The organism is Kitasatospora sp. NPDC001540, from assembly GCF_042894345.1.
In the GTDB taxonomy this organism is placed as follows: Bacteria; Actinomycetota; Actinomycetes; order Streptomycetales; family Streptomycetaceae; genus Kitasatospora; species Kitasatospora phosalacinea_C.
Window position 1 is genome coordinate 652056 of the sequence record NZ_JBIAVO010000001.1, and the last position, 17781, is coordinate 669836.

The following is a 17781-nucleotide window of genomic DNA, read 5'->3' on the forward strand; positions in this document are numbered from 1 at the left end:
CCCCACCCCTACCCACCACCATCCACCCTCCACCGCGCGGCGGCCTCCCGTGTCACCGCGCGTTCACATGGTCTGATGAAACGTCAGGGTCGCGGGCGAGGAGAGCGGGGCTGGTGGCATGCAGGTCGCGGTGATCGGGGCGAACGGCGCGATCGGCCGGTGCGTGGTGACCGAGGCGTTGGCGCGGGGGCACCGGGTGACGGCGGTGGTGCGGCGGCCGGAGCAGTACCAGGGGGTGGCGATCAGCGTGGAGCGCGGTGACGTGCTGGACCCGGAGGACGTGGCGCGGGTCGCGGAGGGGCAGGAGGCGGTGGTGAGCGCGGTGGGCGGTGGGGACGGCCCGGGGCGGGGGCGGCTGGTGGAGCCCGCCGCGCACGCGCTGGTCGCGGGGTTGCGGCGGCTCGCGGACGCCGCACCGCGCCTGCTGGTGGTCGGCAGCGCCGGCAGTCTCCTCACCGCCGCCGGCACCCCGCTGTGGGACGACCCCTCGGTGACGCCCCGCCAGTTCGAGCTGATGCGTGCGCACGGCCGGGCCCTGGACTACCTGCGCACGGTCCGCGACCTCGACTGGACGGTGCTCAGCCCGCCGCAGCACCTGCTCCCGGGCGAGCGCACCGGGGCCTACCGTTCCGCCGCCGACGACCTGGTGACCACCCCGGACGGCCTGTCCACCCTCTCGCTGGCGGACCTCGCGGTGGCCCTGGTCGACGAGTTGGAGCAGCCCGCCCACCACGGCGAACGCTTCACCTGCGCCTACTGAACCCCGCCCTGAACCCCGCTCAGGCCCCCGCCCTGAACCCCGTTCCGCAGCGGTCAGCCCTTGGGGCACCACGTCGAGTGCGGCGCGCGGTACCTGTCGGCCCCGTACAGCACGACCGCCTGCCCCAGCAGGCCGAGCACGGACAGTGGCACCACGACGGCCAGCACGACGTTCCCGGCCCGTTCCCGGCCCCCTCCCCGTTCCGGTCGGCGGAACAGGGCGGAGCCGAGCTGCCAGGCGCCCCAGCCGAACGCGGCGGCGCCCGCCAGCAGGCCGGTGGCGGCGAGCAGCGGCGCGTACCCGGCGATCCGGAGGGTGCCGAAGCAGTGTCGGCCCAGCTCGGCCTGGAACGCCGACATGGCCGTGAGCGCCCCGAGGCTGCAGGCCCAGCCGACGCCGGTCGTCAGCAGGCTGTACCGCACCCGGGACCACCAGCGCACCCGGTCCTCGTCCATCTCCCACCCGTCCCGTCCGGCTCGACGTCCGTCCCCCGGTCAGACGCGCTGCCGGTCGGGGAGGTTGCGGTCCGCCCAGCCCGCCGTGGGCGGGGCCCCCCTCGCAGGGGCTGCGCCGTGGGCCGTCCTGCCCGCGGGCGTCCTGCAGGACGGCGTACTGGAAGGCGCCGAGCAGGAGGGCGGCGGGCAGGGCCACGAACAGCAGACAGCCGCCCGCGCCGCCAGGCAGTACCTGGCCCGGAACGGGCGGCCCGTCCTCGTCGTCTGCGCCATCTCTTCCCGCTCCTCCTCCGTCACGCGGACCGCCCCGGCGCATTCTGTCGAACGGCGGAGAAGGAACGTGTAAGGACGGTCCCCGTGAGCACGGGCGCGGGCGCGTCCCCCGTCGTCAGCCGAGCTGGACGGAGCGCTTGGCCAGGCCCATCCAGAAGCCGTCGATGACGCTGCGCTGCCTGCCGAGGTCGGCCTCGCCCGCGCCGAGGGTGACGAAGAGCGGGGCGAAGTGCTCGGTGCGGGGGTGGGCGAGGCGCCCGGCGGGGGCCTTGTGCTCGAAGTCGAGCAGGGCGTCGAGGTCGCGGGCCTCCAGGGCGCGGCGGCCCCAGTCGTCGAACTCGGCCATCACGGAGGTGACCCGGCCGTCGGGGGAGAGGGCGCGCAGGTTGTGGGTGAAGAAGCCGGAGCCGACGATCAGGACGCCCTCGTCGCGCAGCGGGGCGAGCCTGCGGCCGATCTCCATCAGCTTCTGCGGGTCCAGGGTGGGCAGCGAGACCTGCAGCACGGGAACGTCCGCGTCGGGGTACATCTCGACCAGCGGCACGTACGCGCCGTGGTCCAGCCCGCGGTCCGGCACGTCCTGCACGGGGGTGCCCGGGGCGTTGAGCAACTTGCGGACGGAGGCGGCGAGTTCGGGCGCGCCGGGGGCGGCGTAGCGGACCTGGTAGTAGTGCTCGGGGAAGCCCCAGAAGTCGTACACCAGCGGCACGGTGTCGACCGCGCCGATCGCCAGCGGGGCCTCCTCCCAGTGCGCGGAGACCATCAGGATCGCCTTGGGGCGGGGCAGCTCCGCGGACCAGGCGGCGAGCTGGCCGGGCCAGACCGGGTCGTCGGCGAGCGGGGGAGCGCCGTGCGAGAGGTAGAGAGCGGGCATGCGCTCGGTGGTGGGGGTGCTCATGGGTCCGTCCTCCTGCTGCCGGCCTTTGGCCCAAACCGTTAGTTCAAATTTGAACCTTACGGTGTCGAAGGTACACCCGAGTTCGAATTTGAACAACCGGAGTAGAGTGCGGGGCATGGACGATCCCCGCTGGCTCGACGAGACCGAGATGGCCGCCTGGCGGGGGTTCGTCGCCGCCACCAACCTGGTCGCCCGCCGCCTCGAACGCCAGCTCAAGGAGGACGCGGGGCTCTCCCACACCCAGTACGAGATCCTGGTGCAGCTCTCCGCCGTCCCCGACGGCTCGCTGCGGATGACCGACCTGGCCGACCGCCTGGTCACCTCCAAGAGCGGCCTCACCTACCAGGTCACCCAACTGGAGAAGGCGGGCCTGGTGGCCCGCCGCTCCTGTCCCAGCGACGTCCGCGGCGTCTTCGCCGAGATCACCGACCAGGGCCGGGAGACGTTGCGCGCCGCCGCCCCGGGCCACGTCGCCGCCGTCCGCGAGGCGCTGATCGACGTCCTCACCCCGGCCCAGCTCACCGCCCTCGCCGAGAGCCTCGGTGCCGTCAGCGACCGCCTGCGCGCCGCCGACTCCTGAGCGCCCCCGGCCCCCCGGGGCCTACCCGAGCGCCGCCGCCCGCACGCACAGCACGTCCGGCAGGTGGGAGGTGAGCAGGGACCAGTGCTCGCCGCCGTCCGGGGAGCCGTAGACCTCGCCGTTGCGGTTGCCGAAGTAGACGCCCGCCGGGTCGGCGTCGTCGGTGCACAGGGCGTCGCGCAGCACCACGCCGTAGTGCTCCCCGGTGGGCAGGCCGGTGTCCAGCGGCTGCCAGGTCTCGCCCGCGTCGGTGGTGCGGAAGACCCGGCAGCGGCGGTCGACGGGCAGCCGGGCGTAGTCGGCCTCCAGCGGGAACAGGTACGCGGTGCCGGAGGTGTGCGGGTGCGCGGCGACACCGAAGCCGAAGTCGGCGGGCAGGTCCCCGGCGATCGACTTCCACGTCCGCCCGGCGTCGTCGCTGCGGTAGACCCCGCCGTGGTTCTGCAGGTACAGGCGGTCGGGGTCCCCCGCGTCGCGGGCGATCTTGTGCACGCACTGGCCGAACTCGGGGAAGCGGTCGGGCAGGAAGTCGGCCCGCACGCCCAGGTTGGACGGCCGCCAGCTCAACCCGCCGTCGGCGGTCCGGTACGCGCCGCCGGAGGAGACCGCGACCAGCAGCGCGTCCGGGTCGCGCGGGTCGGTGAGGACCGTGTGCATGCCCTGGCCGCCGTAGCCCGCGCCCCACTGCTCGCGCTGCGGGTGGTCCCACAGCGCGTCGACCATGGTGAAGCTCTCGCCGCCGTCGGTGGAGCGGAACAGCGCGGCGGGCTCGGTGCCCGCGTACACCACGCCGGGGGCCTCGTCCCCGGCGGGCTGCAACTGCCACACCCGCTCCAGCGAGGCGCCCGTCCGCTCCGGGAACCGGACGGCGGGCTGGGCGGGCTCCTGCCAGCTCCCGCCCAGGTCGTCCGACCACCACACCGAGGGCCCCCAGTGGCTGCTGTCGGCCCCGACCAGCAGCCGGGTGCGGCCGCCGCGGCGGTCGATGCCGACCGCGTAGACCCCGTTCATCGGGAAGTGCGGACCGCTGAACTCCCACTTCTCGCGGTCCGAACTGCGGCCCAGGAACAGGCCCTTCTTCGTGCCGACGGCCAGCAGGAACCCACGGGCGTCACGTGCGTCGTTCATCGTCGAACCCATCCGGAGACTCGGTCGTGCTCGGTCCCGCAGCAGTGTGCTCCGGGCCACTGACAGCCGCACGCCAGCGCGCCGCACGGACGGGAAATGCCGGCGCCCACCCCGGTCCGGCTCAGCGGACGAGCGCGGGCACCGCCCGCGGCCAACCCGCTGTCCAAGGCGCAGGCCTCCTCCGCCAGGGCGGCGCCCTCCGCGTAGCCATCGCACGACGGCCTCTGTTGACGCGGTAACACCGTCATGGTGTCATTCCCTCATGTTGTACAGGACGCCCGTGCTCCACGACATTGACGAAGCCGTGCTCGCGGAGATCGACGACATGCGGGATCGGCTGCGCCTGCACCTGCGCACGCCACGTCGCTGGGAGGGCCAACTGCGGCGGAACCTCACCGCCCGCGCCATCGCCGGATCGAACACCATCGAGGGCTATGCGGCGAGCGTCTCGGACGTCGAGGACATCATGCTCGGAGAGGCGCCGATCGAGGCGAACGACACCGTCGCCGTCGAGATCGAGGGCTACCGGCAGGCGATGACCTACATCCAGCGCCTGGCGGAAGCGGGGGACGACTTCTCCTTCAGCAAGGAACTGCTGAACGCCCTGCACTTCATGATGCAGGGTCACCACCTGCTCAAGCGTCCGGGCTGGTGGCGCACCGGTGCGGTGTACGTCACCTCGGCGGAGGACCCCACCATCGCCGCCTACACCGCGCCCGACGCGGACTCGGTTCCCGGGCTCACCGCGGAACTGGTCGACTGGCTCAACGGCGGCGACCTCGACGCACCCGGACTGGTCCGGGCCTCGATGGCCCACCTCAACCTGGTCGCGATCCACCCCTGGGCGGACGGCAACGGCCGGATGTCCCGCGCCCTGCACACCCTCGTGCTGGCCCGGGAGGGCGTCGTGGCACCGGAGTTCTCCAGCATCGAGGAGTGGCTCGGCCGCGCCCGCAACACCTACCGCTACTACGACGTCCTCGCCGAGGTCGGCGGGCCGGTGTGGACTCCGGAGCGCGACACCCTGGCCTGGATCCGCTTCTGCCTGCGCGCCCACCACCAGCAGGCCCAAGCCGTCCAGCGCCAGGTGGAGACCACCCGGGAAGTCTGGACCGCCCTGGACGAGGCCGTCGAGCAGCACGGCTGGCCCGACCGCGTTCTCTACGCCCTCTATCCGGCGGCCATGGGCAACCGGGTCCGTCGCGCCACTTACCAGGCCGATGCCGACCTGAGCGAGCAGCAGGCCCAGCGCGACATCCGGGAGCTCGTCCGGGCCGGTTGGCTCGCCGCCAAGGGCGAGGCCCAGGGGCGCTACTACACGGCGGGTGCCGACCTGCCCGAGGAGATCGTCGGCGGAGCACGCCGACCTCGACCGTTGCGTGAGCCGTACCAGGAGAACTGATCCCGTCGAACCGGTGCGCCGGGCAGCGGAACGGCGGGGCCGCCCGGGGGAGTGGTGCTCCGGGCGGCCCCGCCGTGGGGGCGAGGGTGGGTCAGTTCTGGGCGGCCTTCTGGGCGGCCACGCCCGCGTGGACCTCGGCCATGTCGAGCTTCCGGGCCTGGCCGATCAGGTCCTCCAGGGTCGCTTCGGGGAGCGCGCCGGGCTGGGCGAAGACCAGGACGCCCTCGCGGATGATCGCCAGGGTCGGAATCGACCGGATGTCGAACGCCGCGGCGAGCTCCTGCTGGGCCTCGGTGTCGACCTTCGCGAAGGTGATGTCCGGGTGCTTGTCGGACGCCCGCTCGAAGACCGGTGCGAACTGGCGGCAGGGGCCGCACCAGGCCGCCCAGAAGTCGATCAGGACGAACGCCTTGCCGTCCTCGCCCTGGACCACCTCGTCGAAGTTGTCCTTGGTCAATTCCACCGTGCTCATCATCGCCACCTGCCTCTCGCAGCTCCGGCCCCGCCGGTCGGGCCCTTCGCCCGGCACAACCCCGCCACCTGCGGAACTATTCCGGCGGCGCGGGCGGTGAACACCCGGGGCCCGCCGTACGTACCCCCGGACGAACCGGCCCGACCGGGCCGGACGGCACCCTCCCGGACGGGAGCACTCCGATGACCACCACCGGCCGGACGGCCCCCCGCGGCCGCCGCCTCACCCTGTTCGCCGCCGGGGCCCTCGCCTCCGCGGCCCTGGTCGCCGGCTGCGGGAGCGGCGGCGGCAGCGGCGGCGGCAGCACCTCGGCGGGCCACACCGGCAACCCGGGGCAGAGCCAGGGCACCCTGATGACCGCGCACGACGCGACCCTCGGCACCCTGGTCACCGACGGCCAGGGCCACACCCTGTACCGCTTCGACCAGGACACCAACCACCCCTCGGCCTCGCACTGCACCGACGCCTGCGCCACCTTGTGGCCGCCCGAACTCGCGAACGGCAGCGGCAGCGCCGACCTGAAGGGCATCGACGGCAAGCTGGTCTCCACCGTCACCCGCCCCGACGGAAGCCACCAACTCACCCTCGACGGCTGGCCGTTGTACCGCTACGCGCCCGACAGCAAGCCCGGCGACACCAAGGGCCAGGGCGTGGACGGCACCTGGTTCGCGGCCACCCCGAGCGGCGGCAAGGCGATGCCGGTCAACGGCGGCACGCCCGGCACGCCGTCCGGCGGCGGTTACTGAGCGGCGGGCACGGCGGACGGGCCGGGGCGTGGACGGCGGAGCGGGGAAGGGGGTGCGGCGCGGGCGCCCGGGCCGCACCCCCGTCACGGTTATCGACACCGGCCGCACCGGACTTGAGGGCCCGCGCCCGCCCCGCGCCCCCCGCCCGCCGCGTCCGCCGTGCCCGATCGCCGCCCCGCGCCCGGCGCGCGAGGATGGCGCCGTGGCCGACCCCGCGCCCCCCACCGGTCCCCGCCGCACCGCGACCCCCGCCGCCGAGGACCGGCTGATGCGCACGCTGTACCGGGAGCACGCCGGGCCGCTGTACGGCATGGTGCTGCACCTGGTCGGCGGCGACCGGCAGCGGGCCGAGGACGTCGTCCAGGAGACCCTGGTGCGGGCCTGGCGGCACCTCGACCGGCTCGACCCGGGGAGCGGCAGCCTGCGCCCCTGGCTGGCCACCGTCGCCCGCCGGATCGTCATCGACGGCCGCCGCAGCGCCCGCGCCCGCCCCCGCGAGGTGCCCGAGAGCGCACTCGACCGGCGCCCGGACGCGGCCGCCGCCGAGGACGAACTCGACCGCGCGCTACGGCTGATGACGCTCACCGACGCGCTCGGCTCGCTGTCCGCCGCACACCGCGCCGCGATCACCGAGACCTACCTGCGCGGCCGCACCGCGACCGAGGCCGCCGCCGTCCTCGGCGTCCCGCCCGGCACCGTCCGGTCCCGGCTGCACTACGCCCTGCGGGCCCTGCGGCTCGCCCTGGAGGAACGGGGCGCGACCCCATGACCACCCCCGAGAACCGGCACGAGCAACCGTACGAGGAGCCGTACGAGGACCCGCACGCGGACCTCGGCGCGCACCTGCTCGGCGTGCTCGAACCCGACCGGGCCGCCCGCTTCGCCGCGCACCTCGCGCACTGCCCGCGCTGCGCCGCCGAGGCCGCCGAACTCGCCCCGACCACCGCGCTGCTCGCCGAACTCGCCGCGGACGCGCTCCCGGAAGCCCCGGAACCCGCGGAGCCCGCGGGCGAGCAGCGGCTGCTCGGCCGGGTGGCCGCCGAGCGGCGGCGGGCCCGGGTGCGGCGGCTGGTGCTGGCGGCCGTCGCGGCGATCCTCGCGCTGGGCGGCCCCGCGGTCACCTGGGCGGTCCTGCAGGGCAGCCAGGTCGCCTCCGTCGCGCAGCGGTTCAGCGCCACCGACCCGGCCACCGGGGTGTCCGCCACGGTCGGCGTCGACCCCGTCGCCTGGGGCAGCCGGATCACCCTCGACCTGGGCCGCGTCCCGGGCCCGCAGACCTGCGAACTGGTGGCCGTCGGCACCGACGGCACCCGGCAGACCGTCGCGACCTGGGCCGTCCCGCCGACCGGCTACGGCGCCACCACCGGGCTGCGCACCGAGGGCGGCAGCGGGCTGCCCCCGGCGGCGATCGCCCGCTTCGAGGTCCGCTCCGGGACGTCGGTGCTGGTCACCGTCCCCGTCCCCGCGGCGGACGCGGCACACTGGAAGCAGTGAGGAGGCCACGCGGGCCCGGGGCGCTGCCCGTCGCGGGGCGCGTGGACAGCGCCGATGAACCAGATGCCCCTGCTCTGCCCGCGCTGCGGCCGCCCGCAGCAGGTCGTCCACGAGGACGACCCCCACCACCCGGTGCGCGTGGTGCACACCGGGACCGGCCGCGAGGCGTGCGACGGGCCGGACACCCCCGAGGAGCGCGTCGGCGAGGCGCCGATCGACGTGGAACGGACCGGCTTCAACCGCTGCTGACCGGCCCCGCCTGGCCGCCCCGGCCCGGGCGTCGCACCCTGGAAGGACCGGACCGGTCCCGACACCCTGCACGCACCCGGGAGGTGGCGGCCATGACGATGACGAGGACGCTGGTCGGATGGCACGTCGAGATGGAGTTCCAGGAGGACGGCGACCGCACCAGGGCCGCCGCGCTGGTCCGCCTCGCCGACGGCACGGAACTGCGCGGCCACGGCGGCGCGACCCGGCACCACGGCGACAGCCCGCAGCTGCGGGTCGGCGAGGAGGTCGCCGGGGCCCGCGCCCTCAACGACCTCGCCATGCAGCTGCTCACCAAGGCCCACGACGAGACGACCCGCCCCACCGGGGACCCGATGGCCCCGCTGATGTGGCGCGACGACGTGACCTGACCGCCCCGCGACGGCCGTCGGGGCCCGCCCCGGCCGTCAGAGCTCGTCCAGCGGCACCGCCGGGTCGGCCAACCGCTCCGGGTCCACCGCGCGCCCGGAGCGGACCAGCTCGCGGATCGGATCGGTGACGTCCCAGACGTTGACGTTCATCCCGGCCAGCACCTTCCCGCCGGAGAGCCAGAACGCGAGGAACTCCCGCCCGGCGACGTCGCCCCGGAACACCACCCGGTCGTAGCCGCCGGGCTCCGCGTAGCCGGTGTACTCCATGCCCAGGTCGTACTGGTCGGTGAAGAAGTACGGGACGCGGTCGTACACGGCGGCCTTGCCGAGCATCGAGGCGGCCGCCACCGCGGGCTGGTTGAGCGCGTTCGCCCAGTGCTCGACCCGGATCGGCTTGCCGAACAGCGGGTGGAAGGCGTTCGCCACGTCGCCCGCCGCGAACACGTCGGGGTGCGAGGTGGCCAGGTGCTGGTCGGTGCGCACGCCGTTGTCGACCGTCAGGCCCGCGTGCTCGGCCAGCGCCGTGTTCGGCGCGATGCCGACGCCGACCAGCAGCACGTCCGCCGGGACGGTGCTGCCGTCGCCCAGCCGCACGCCGTCCGCCCGCAGCTCCTCGACCTCCACCTCGAGGCGCAGGTCGACGCCGTGCGCCCGGTGCAGGTCCGCGAAGACCCGGGCCACCTCCCGGCCCAGCACCCGCAGCAGCGGCAGCTCGGCCGCCTCCAGCACCGTCACCTCCGCCCCCGCGGTGCGGGCCGCGGCCGCCGCCTCCAGGCCGATCCAGCCCGCGCCGACGATCACCACCCGGGCGCCCGGGCGGAACGCGGCCCGCAACTGCTCGCTGTCGCCGAGCCGCCGCAGCGTCCGCACGAAGTCGCCGTCCCCGCCCGGCACCGGCAGCGTGCGCGGCGCCGAACCGGTCGCCAGCAGCAGCTTCGAGAACGGCAGCCGCTCGCCTCCCTCCAGCGTGACGGTGTGCCCGGCCGGGTCGATCGCGGTGGCCGCGGTGCCCAGCCGCAGCGTCACCTCGTGCTGCGCGTACCAGTCGGCCGGGTGGACGTAGACCTTCTCCTTCTCCTCCTTGCCCAGCAGGTACCCCTTGGACAGCGGGGGCCGCTCGTACGGCCGCTCGGCCTCGTCGCCGACCAGGGTGACCGGCCCCCGGTAACCCTCCGCGCGCAGCGCCTCGGCGGCCTTCGCCCCGGCCAGGCCCGCCCCGACGATCACGATCCCGGTGTCCATCTCCACACGTCCTTCCCACAGCGGCGTCCCCTTGTACGCCGTCCTGCCCGACCTTGGCACCGCCACACGTCCGACCGGGGGACCCGCGCCGGTCCGCGAACCGCCCCGGACCGGATTCGCCCGCGAGGCGCACCACCCCCCGGCGGTGCTTTCTGCCTAGGCTGGGCGGGTCCGGCCCTTCCGGTCGGCGGAGCGTCGAAGGGAGCCCCCGGGATGGTGGAGCGAACGGCCACGGTGCGCTGCGTGCCCGCGGTGCCGTGCTGGGTCGGCCTGACAGCGCGCGACCTCTCGGCCGCGCAGGGCTTCTACGGGCCGCTGCTGGGCTGGGAGTTCATCCCCGGGCCGGACCGCTGGGGCCCGTACCTGCGCGCGGTCGTCGACGGCGTCGAGGTCGCCGGGCTGAGCGAACTCGGCACCGACTGGGAACGCCCCGTCGCCTGGACCACCTACTTCGGCATCGAGAGCGCCGACCGCGCCGCCGACGGCGTCCGCGAACGCGGCGGCACCCTCGCCGTCGGCCCGCTCTCCTTCGACGCCGGCCGGGTCGCGCTGGCCGCCGACCCCTTCGGCGCGACCTTCGGCATCTGGGAGGGCGACCTCGCCGACCCCCGGCCCGGCGACGCCCCCTGGAGCACCGAGCCCGGCGCCCCCGCCTGGATCGAACTGCGCACCGCCGACCCGTTCGCCGCCGCCCTCTTCTACGGCGAGGTGTTCCGCTGGGACGACCGCGACCCGGCCCGGTTCGAGGTCCGCTACGAGCACGAGCGGGTCGTGCTGCGCTCCGAGGACCACAGCGTGGCCGCGCTGCGCGCCGCGAAGGACCTCTCCCCGCACTGGGAGGTGTTCTTCTCCGTCCCCGACACCGACGCCGCCGCCCGGCACGCCGCCGCCCTCGGCGGCCGCGTCCTCGACGGCCCCGCCGACTCCCCGTACGGCCGGGTGGCCCGCCTCGCGGACGCGGAGGGCGGACGCTTCTCGGTCCTGAGCCCGGTGCGCTGAGCTCAGGGGCTCGGGGAACGGCGGGTCCGTGCTGCTGGCGGCCGGAGCCCAACGATGTGTCCCTGCTGCTTCGGGCCGCCTGAACAGAACCCGAAGCAACGACACGCACCGGCAGTGAACCGTGAGCAGCCCCGAGCCCGCCGTTCCCCGGGCCCCTGATGGCGCGCCTCGCCGTTCGGCCCGGCCTCCCGGGTCAGGGGGTGAGCGTGGGGGCGAACAGCCGGTGCATCGCCTCGGGGAGGTCGTCGGGGTGGTCGACCGGGCGATGGAAGTCGAAGCGGGCGTCCAGGGTGCCTTCGCCGAGGAGCAGGCGCACCCGCAGGCCGCGGCGGTCGAGGGCGACCGGGCGGACCGCGTGCAGGTGGTCGGCGGTGGGGCGGTGGTGGTCCAGGGCCCTCGCGCCCAGGAGCAGGAGCTGGTCGGCGTGGGCGGCGGCCAGGTGCTGGAGCAGGCCGGCCTCCTCGGCGGCGACCGGGTCGGGGGCCGCGGCGGCCGTCTCGTCGGGGTCGACGCAGCACTCGGAGCCCCACAGGTCGTCCAGCGCCAGGTGCTCGGGGGCCAGCCGGAGCAGCGCGCTCCCGGCGTGGCCGTGCCGGGGGAACAGCGCGGCGGCGCTCTCGCCGGGGGAGGGGGTGAGCAGGCCGCGGACCAGGAGGCGGCCGCGGACGCGGTGGGGGACGGCGACGGGGGCGACGTCCACGCAGTCGAGTTCGGCGGTGAACGGGGTGCGGGCGAGGGCGGTGATCCGGTGCAGGGCCGACTCGCGGCCGACCAGGACCGCCACCGAGCCGTCGGGCCGCAGCGCGCAGGCGACCTGCGGGGGCAGGCCGGGGCAGCACGGGGAGCCTCCTTCTGATTAGGTGAGGCTAACCTAACCATGAAGGGGGCCGGCGTCCAGCGTCCGGTGCGGTCAGTCGCCGACCCGCCCGGCCGGGGCGCCCAGCATCCGCAGCACCAACTGCCCGTACCGGCGCCCCAGTTCCTCCGGGGTCTCGCTGCTGCGCTCGGTGTACCAGCGCGAGACGTCGATGCCGAGCGAGGTGACGGCGCGGGCCGCGGTGCGCTGGTCGGGGACGTGGAACAGGCCTTGGGCGACCCCGTCCGCGATGATCCGCAGCACCGTCTCCTCGATCCGGATCCGCAGCTCGGCGACGGCCGCGAAGTCCTCCTCGGGCAGGGCGTGCAGCTCGTGGTTGACGATCCGGCCGACGGTGTGGCCGCGGGCGTGCCAGGTGGTGAAGGACTCCGCGAGGGCGCGCATCCGCTCCACCGGGTCCGCCCCGGCGGCCTCGGCGCGCTCGACCAGCTCCAGCGTGGCCCGGTGGCCGGTGCGGGAGATCTCGGCCAGCAGCGCCGCCTTCGACGGGTAGTGGATGTACAGGGCGGCCGGGCTCATCCCGGCGGCGGTGGCGATGTCCCGGGTGGTGGTGGCGTGGTAGCCGCGGCGGGCGAAGGAGTCCACGGCGGCCAGCAGCAGCCGCCGGGCGGCCTCGGTGCGCTCCCCGGGCCAGAGGTCGGCGGTCGCTGGGTCGGTCATGGGGCAATCCTCCCAGACGGCTCCGGCCCGCCCCGGCGGGTCGGGCTGTTGACAGTGTCGCCCGCCGCCAAGATGCTAAGCAAGCGCTTAGTCACATCCGCTCGGAGAGGTGCGAGGTACGAGGATGGCAGTGTCGTTCGAGGGCAAGGTGGCCGTGGTCACCGGCGCGAGCCGGGGCATCGGGTTCGGCATCGCCCGGGAGCTGGTCCGGCGCGGGGCGAGGGTCTGCCTCACCGCCCGCACCGCGGAGACCCTGGAGCAGGCCGCGAAGGAGCTGGGCGGGCCGGAGCACGCGATCGCCGTCGCCGGGAAGTCCGACGACGCCGCGCACCAGGAGGAGACCGTGGCCCGCGTCATGGACGCCTACGGCCGCCTCGACCTGCTGGTCAACAACACCGGCATCAACCCCGTCTACGGCCCGGTCCTGGACACCGACCCGGCCGCCGCCGCCAAGATCCTCGCCGTCAACGTGCTCGCCCCGCTGGCCTGGACCCGCCGCGCCCACGCCGCCTGGATGGGCGAGCACGGCGGCGCCGTGGTCAACGTCGCCTCCATCGCGGGCATCCGCGCCTCCAACGGGATCGGCATGTACGGCGTCTCCAAGGCCGCGCTGATCCGCCTCACCACGGAACTCGCCTCCGAACTCGGCCCCGGCGTCCGGGTCAACGCCGTCGCCCCCGCCGTGGTCAAGACCAAGTTCGCCGAGGCCCTCTACGAGGGCCGCGAGGAGAAGGTCGCCCGCGCCTACCCCCTCGGCCGCCTCGGCCTGCCCGAGGACGTCGCCGGGGCCGTCGCCTTCCTGCTCTCCGAGGACGCCGCCTGGATCACCGGCCAGACCCTGGTCGTCGACGGCGGCGTCACCCTCGGCGGCGGGCTGTGAGCGACTCCCGCGCCGACTCCGCGGGGGCGGACTTCGCCGGGGTCGGCGCCGTGGTCACCGGCGCCGGGCGCGGCATCGGCGCCGCCCTCGCCCGCGCGCTGGCCGCCGCCGGGGCCCGGGTGGTGGTCAACGACCTCGACGCCGACGCGGCCCGCGCCGTCGCCGCCGAGACCGGCGGGCACGCCGTCCCCGGCGACGCCGCGGGCGAGGACGGCGTGGCCGCCCTGATCGACGCCGCCCGCGACCACCTCGGCGCGATCGACCTCTACTGCGCCAACGCGGGCGTCGCCACCACCGGCGGCCCCGACGCCGCGCCCGAGGCCTGGGAACTGGCCTGGCAGGTCAACGTGCTCGCCCACGTCCGGGCCAGCCGCCTGCTGCTGCCCGACTGGCTGGAGCGCGGCACCGGCCGCTACCTGGCCACCGTCTCCGCCGCCGGGCTGCTCACCATGCTCGGCTCCGCCCCGTACGCCGTCACCAAGCACGGCGCCCTCGCGTACGCCGAGTGGCTCGCCGCCACCTACCGGCACCGCGGCCTGAAGGTGCACGCGCTGTGCCCGCAGGGCGTGCGGACCCGGATGCTCGACGGCACCGGCGTCCACGGGGACGTGCTGCTCGCCCCCACCGCGATCGAGCCCGCCGCGGCCGCGGCCGCCGCCCTGCGCGGGATGGCCGCCGACGAGTTCCTGATCCTCCCGCACCCCGAGACCGCCGGGCAGTACGCGGCCCGCGCCACCACCCCCGACCGCTGGCTGCGCGGCATGAACCGCCTCCAGCAGGAGATCGAGACCCGATGAGAGCCTGGCGGATCACCCGAACCGGCGCGCCCCTGGACGTGATGGAACTCGTCGAGGACGCCGACCTCCCCGTCCCCGGACCGGGCCAACTCCTGGTCCGGGTGCGGGCGGCGGCCGTCAACTTCCCCGACGCGCTGATGGCCGCCGGGCAGTACCAGGTCCGCCCGCCGCTGCCGTTCACGCCCGGCGTGGAGCTGTGCGGCGAGGTCGTCGAGGGGCCGCGCGCCGGTCAACGCCTCATCGGTGCAGCGGAGTTGCCCGCCGGGGCGTTCGCCGAGCACGCCCTGATGAGCGACGCCACCGCGCTGCCCGCCCCCGGTTACCTGGACGACGCCGAGGCAGCCGGCTTCCACATCGCCTACCAGACGGCCTGGTTCGCCCTGCACCGGCGCGCCCGCCTCGCCCCCGGCGAGACCCTGCTGGTGCACGCCGCGGCCGGGGGCGTCGGCAGCGCCGCCGTCCAACTCGGCAAGGCGGCGGGCGCGTTCGTCATCGCCGTGGTCGGCGGTCCCGAGAAGGCCGCCGTCGCGGCCGAGTTGGGCGCGGACCTGGTGGTCGACCGGCGCGCCGGGGACTTCGTCGCCGCCGTCAAGGAGGCCACCGGCGGCCGCGGCGCCGACGTGGTCTTCGACCCGGTCGGCGGCCCCGCCTACACCGGCTCCACCAAGTGCGTCGCCTTCGAGGGCCGGATCGTGGTGGTCGGCTTCGCCTCCGGGGAGATCCCCGCCCCGCCGCTGGGCCACGCGCTGGTGAAGAACTACTCGCTGCTCGGCCTGCACTGGGGCCTCTACGTCACCCGCGACCCCGCCGCCGTCCGGGCCTGCCACGCGGCCCTCACCGCCCTCGCCCCCCGCCCCCTGGTCTCCGCCCGCCTCCCCCTGGAGGCGGCGGCCACCGCCGTCCACGACCTGGCCGCCGGGACCACCACCGGCCGCCTCGCGATCGTTCCCTGACCGGTGGGGGCGGGGGCCGCGTCCCCCGCCCCCACCGCCCTCAGCGGTACTTGCGCAGCTCGCGGCGGGCGAGCGAGCGCTTGTGGACCTCGTCGGGGCCGTCGGCGAGGCGCAGGGTGCGGTTCCCGGCCCAGAGTTGGGCGAGGGGGGTGTCCTGGCTGACGCCCGCGGCGCCGTGGGCCTGGACGGCCTTGTCGAGGATCCACTCGACGGTGGACGGGACGGCGATCTTGATCGCCTGGATCTCGGTGTGGGCGCCGCGGTTGCCGACGGTGTCCATCAGCCAGGCGGTCTTCAGGACGAGCAGGCGGGCCTGCTCGATCCGGACCCGTGCCTCGGCGATCCAGTCCTGCACGACGCCCTGGTCGGCGAGCGGACGGCCGAACGCCACCCGGGAGTTGACCCGGCGGCAGGTCAGCTCGAGGGCGCGTTCGGCGATGCCGAGGGCGCGCATGCAGTGGTGGATGCGCCCGGGGCCGAGGCGGGCCTGGGCGATGGCGAAGCCGCCGCCCTCCTCGCCGATCAGGTTCGCGACGGGGACGCGGACGTCCTCGAAGAGGATCTCGGCGTGGCCGCCGTGGTCCTCGTCCGGGTAGCCGAAGACCTGCATGCCGCGCAGCACCCGGACGCCCGGGGTGTCGCGCGGGACGAGGACCATCGACTGCTGGCGGTGGGTCTCGGCGGCGGGGTCGGTCTTGCCCATCACGATGAGGATCTTGCAGTCGGGGTTCATCGCGCCGGTGATGTACCACTTGCGGCCGTTGACGACGTACTCGTCGCCGTCGCGCTCGATCCGGGTGGTGATGTTGCTGGCGTCCGAGGAGGCGACGTCCGGTTCGGTCATCGCGAAGGCGGAGCGGATCTCGCCGTCGAGCAGCGGCCGCAGCCAGCGTTCGCGCTGGGCCGGGGTGCCGAACTGGGCCAGCAGCTCCATGTTCCCGGTGTCGGGCGCCGCGCAGTTGAGCGCGGGCGGCGCCAACAGGATGGAGCGGCCGGTGAGTTCGGCCAGCGGGGCGTACTGGAGGTTGGTCAGTCCGGCGCCGAGCTTGCCCGGCAGGAACAGGTTCCACAGGCCGCGGGCCTTCGCCGCGGCCCGCAACTCGCCGACCACCGGCGGGATCGACCAGGGTTCGCGGTCCGGGTCGGCGAGCTGGTCGGCCAGCACCGGTTCGGCGGGGTGGACGAACTCGTCCATGAAGGAGGTGAGTTCGGCGATCAGCTCGGTGGTCCGGGCGTCGTGGGCGAAGTCCATGGGGTCAGCCCTCCAGCGATTCGGTGCCGAACTCGACGAACAGCGGCACGAGTTCGCCCACCCGGTCGAAGCCCGGGCCGACGGTGCCGCCCCGGGTGTAGCGGTAGTGGATGCCCTCCAGCACGACCGCGAGCTTGAAGGAGGCGAAGGCGACGTACCAGCCGAGGCCGGAGACGTCCCGGCCGGAGGCCTGCGCGTAGTGGCGGACGAGTTCGGCGGAGGACGGGAAGCCGGGGGCGAGGGCGGCGCCGGGGAGCAACCCGTCGAAGCGGCGGGCGAGTTCGGTGTACATCACCAGCAGGCCCAGGTCGGTGAGCGGGTCGCCGACGGTGGACATCTCCCAGTCCAGGACGGCGGTGATCCGGTCCTCGGCGTCGACCAGGACGTTGTCCAGCCGGTAGTCGCCGTGCACCAGGGCGGGCGCGGGGGAGGACGGCAGGGTGTCGGCGAGGCGGCGGCGCAGGTCGTCCGCGCCCGGCACCTCGCGGCTCCGCGAGGCGTCCAACTGCTTGGCCCAGCGGCGAAGTTGGCGCTCCAGGAAGCCCTCGGGGCGGCCGAAGCCGGCGAGGCCGACCGCGTCCGGGTCCAGGGCGTGCAGGGCGACCAGGGTCTCCACCAGGCGCCCGCCCAGGGCGTGCACCCGCTCCGCGCCGAGCGCGGCCAGCGCCTTCGGGTCCCGGTGGGCGGTGCCCTGGACGTGCTCCATCAGGTAGAACGGCGCGCCGATCACCTCGGTGTCCTCGACCAGCAGCACCGGCCGCGGCACCGGCACGGCGGTGCCCACCAGGGCGCCCAGCACCCGGTACTCGCGGCCCATGTCGTGCGCGGTGGCCAGCACGTGCCCGAGCGGCGGGCGGCGCAGCACCCAGCGGGCGGCGCCGTCCTCGACCAGGTAGGTCAGGTTCGACCGGCCGCCCTCGAACAACCGGGCCGTCAGCGGCCCCGCGACGGGGGTCGGCAGGGCGGCGTCCAGGTGGGCGCGCAGCCTCTCCAGGTCCAGTCCGGGCGGAGCGGCGGTGGTCATCGGGGCACCTCGCAGGGGTCGGGGCGTGCTGACTAAGCGCTTGCTTAGGATCGGCCCGACGGGAAGACTTGTCAACGAGCGCCGCCCGCCCGGAACGGCGTCCCGGGCGGGCGGGCGGTTCGGCGTCCGGTGCGGCGGTAGGTCCGGCGTCCGTTCAGAGGGCGTTAAGTCCTGTTTTTAATGGTTCGGCATCGCTCGATCGTGGGGTCGGCTGCAGTTCCGGGGCGGCTGCCGGATCGGGGGTGGTGCCA

Annotated in this window: 21 protein-coding genes; 12 read left to right on the top strand and 9 right to left on the bottom strand. The window is 75.1% G+C overall.

Annotated elements, in window-relative coordinates; translation table 11 throughout:
• The first annotated feature begins 118 nt into the window (after window positions 1-118).
• Window positions 119-760, top strand: a complete 642-nt coding sequence (locus ACFY00_RS02940) for an NAD(P)-dependent oxidoreductase (protein WP_388026512.1) — start codon at window positions 119-121, stop codon at window positions 758-760.
• A 53-nt stretch (window positions 761-813) separates the two neighbouring features.
• Here ACFY00_RS02940 and ACFY00_RS02945 read toward each other — a convergent pair whose 3' ends face one another.
• Both ACFY00_RS02945 and ACFY00_RS02950 read right to left on the bottom strand, forming a co-directional pair.
• Window positions 814-1215: a hypothetical protein gene (locus ACFY00_RS02945; RefSeq protein ID WP_388026514.1), complete on the bottom strand. Its 402-nt coding sequence runs from the start codon at window positions 1213-1215 to the stop codon at window positions 814-816.
• A 388-nt stretch (window positions 1216-1603) separates the two neighbouring features.
• On the bottom strand, window positions 1604-2386 hold the full coding sequence (locus ACFY00_RS02950; protein ID WP_388026515.1) for a dioxygenase: 783 nt from the start codon (window positions 2384-2386) through the stop codon (window positions 1604-1606).
• A gap of 115 nt (window positions 2387-2501) precedes the next feature.
• Between ACFY00_RS02950 and ACFY00_RS02955 the strand changes: the two genes are divergently transcribed.
• Window positions 2502-2966 carry a MarR family winged helix-turn-helix transcriptional regulator gene (locus ACFY00_RS02955; protein ID WP_388026517.1) on the top strand — a complete coding sequence of 155 codons (465 nt, stop codon included), beginning with the start codon at window positions 2502-2504 and terminating at the stop codon, window positions 2964-2966.
• Window positions 2967-2987: 21 nt separating this feature from the next.
• Here ACFY00_RS02955 and ACFY00_RS02960 read toward each other — a convergent pair whose 3' ends face one another.
• Window positions 2988-4094: a WD40/YVTN/BNR-like repeat-containing protein gene (locus ACFY00_RS02960; RefSeq protein ID WP_388026519.1), complete on the bottom strand. Its 1107-nt coding sequence runs from the start codon at window positions 4092-4094 to the stop codon at window positions 2988-2990.
• Window positions 4095-4374: 280 nt separating this feature from the next.
• Between ACFY00_RS02960 and ACFY00_RS02965 the strand changes: the two genes are divergently transcribed.
• The gene (locus ACFY00_RS02965; RefSeq protein WP_388026521.1) at window positions 4375-5496 is read left to right on the top strand and encodes a Fic family protein; all 1122 of its coding nucleotides are present in this window, start codon (window positions 4375-4377) and stop codon (window positions 5494-5496) included.
• 91 nt (window positions 5497-5587) lie between these two features.
• On the opposite strand, the gene trxA is transcribed toward ACFY00_RS02965, so the two are convergent.
• Window positions 5588-5977, bottom strand: coding sequence for a thioredoxin (gene trxA / locus ACFY00_RS02970; RefSeq protein ID WP_285736312.1), 390 nt, complete (start codon window positions 5975-5977; stop codon window positions 5588-5590).
• A 173-nt stretch (window positions 5978-6150) separates the two neighbouring features.
• On the opposite strand from trxA, the gene ACFY00_RS02975 reads away from it, so the two are divergent.
• From ACFY00_RS02975 to ACFY00_RS02995, 5 genes are all read left to right on the top strand, one after another.
• Window positions 6151-6714: a hypothetical protein gene (locus ACFY00_RS02975; RefSeq protein WP_388026523.1), complete on the top strand. Its 564-nt coding sequence runs from the start codon at window positions 6151-6153 to the stop codon at window positions 6712-6714.
• Window positions 6715-6916: 202 nt separating this feature from the next.
• Window positions 6917-7483: a sigma-70 family RNA polymerase sigma factor gene (locus ACFY00_RS02980; RefSeq protein ID WP_388026525.1), complete on the top strand. Its 567-nt coding sequence runs from the start codon at window positions 6917-6919 to the stop codon at window positions 7481-7483.
• Window positions 7480-8208, top strand: a complete 729-nt coding sequence (locus tag ACFY00_RS02985; RefSeq protein ID WP_388026527.1) for an anti-sigma factor family protein — start codon at window positions 7480-7482, stop codon at window positions 8206-8208. Before ACFY00_RS02980 ends, ACFY00_RS02985 begins: the two co-directional genes overlap by 4 nt.
• Window positions 8209-8262: 54 nt before the next feature.
• Window positions 8263-8457, top strand: coding sequence for a hypothetical protein (locus ACFY00_RS02990; RefSeq protein WP_388026529.1), 195 nt, complete (start codon window positions 8263-8265; stop codon window positions 8455-8457).
• Window positions 8458-8555: 98 nt separating this feature from the next.
• Window positions 8556-8846 (top strand): DUF1876 domain-containing protein, encoded by a 291-nt coding sequence (locus tag ACFY00_RS02995; protein ID WP_388026594.1) that lies wholly within the window; start codon window positions 8556-8558, stop codon window positions 8844-8846.
• A 36-nt stretch (window positions 8847-8882) separates the two neighbouring features.
• Here ACFY00_RS02995 and ACFY00_RS03000 read toward each other — a convergent pair whose 3' ends face one another.
• Window positions 8883-10088 (bottom strand): NAD(P)/FAD-dependent oxidoreductase, encoded by a 1206-nt coding sequence (locus ACFY00_RS03000; protein ID WP_388026530.1) that lies wholly within the window; start codon window positions 10086-10088, stop codon window positions 8883-8885.
• 213 nt (window positions 10089-10301) lie between these two features.
• Here ACFY00_RS03000 and ACFY00_RS03005 point away from each other — a divergent pair, with 213 nt between their 5' ends.
• The gene (locus ACFY00_RS03005) at window positions 10302-11087 is read left to right on the top strand and encodes a VOC family protein (protein ID WP_388026531.1); all 786 of its coding nucleotides are present in this window, start codon (window positions 10302-10304) and stop codon (window positions 11085-11087) included.
• A gap of 193 nt (window positions 11088-11280) precedes the next feature.
• Here the strand turns inward: ACFY00_RS03005 and ACFY00_RS03010 are convergent, their stop codons facing one another.
• Window positions 11281-11871, bottom strand: a complete 591-nt coding sequence (locus ACFY00_RS03010) for a DUF2470 domain-containing protein (RefSeq protein WP_388026533.1) — start codon at window positions 11869-11871, stop codon at window positions 11281-11283.
• Between the two features lie 126 nt (window positions 11872-11997).
• Window positions 11998-12624 (bottom strand): TetR/AcrR family transcriptional regulator, encoded by a 627-nt coding sequence (locus tag ACFY00_RS03015; RefSeq protein WP_388026535.1) that lies wholly within the window; start codon window positions 12622-12624, stop codon window positions 11998-12000.
• 124 nt (window positions 12625-12748) lie between these two features.
• On the opposite strand from ACFY00_RS03015, the gene ACFY00_RS03020 reads away from it, so the two are divergent.
• From ACFY00_RS03020 to ACFY00_RS03030, 3 genes are read left to right on the top strand one after another with little or no spacing between them, the layout of a single operon-like run.
• Window positions 12749-13504: an SDR family oxidoreductase gene (locus ACFY00_RS03020; RefSeq protein ID WP_388026537.1), complete on the top strand. Its 756-nt coding sequence runs from the start codon at window positions 12749-12751 to the stop codon at window positions 13502-13504.
• Window positions 13501-14301 carry an SDR family oxidoreductase gene (locus ACFY00_RS03025; RefSeq protein WP_388026539.1) on the top strand — a complete coding sequence of 267 codons (801 nt, stop codon included), beginning with the start codon at window positions 13501-13503 and terminating at the stop codon, window positions 14299-14301. Before ACFY00_RS03020 ends, ACFY00_RS03025 begins: the two co-directional genes overlap by 4 nt.
• A complete protein-coding gene (locus ACFY00_RS03030) occupies window positions 14298-15254 on the top strand; it encodes an NADPH:quinone oxidoreductase family protein (protein ID WP_388026541.1) in 957 nt (318 codons plus the stop codon). The genes ACFY00_RS03025 and ACFY00_RS03030 overlap by 4 nt, the downstream gene beginning before the upstream one ends.
• A 40-nt stretch (window positions 15255-15294) precedes the next feature.
• Here ACFY00_RS03030 and ACFY00_RS03035 read toward each other — a convergent pair whose 3' ends face one another.
• A complete protein-coding gene (locus ACFY00_RS03035; RefSeq protein WP_388026543.1) occupies window positions 15295-16506 on the bottom strand; it encodes an acyl-CoA dehydrogenase family protein in 1212 nt (403 codons plus the stop codon).
• A 4-nt stretch (window positions 16507-16510) separates the two neighbouring features.
• On the bottom strand, window positions 16511-17530 hold the full coding sequence (locus ACFY00_RS03040; RefSeq protein ID WP_388026544.1) for a phosphotransferase family protein: 1020 nt from the start codon (window positions 17528-17530) through the stop codon (window positions 16511-16513).
• Window positions 17531-17781 lie beyond the last annotated feature (251 nt).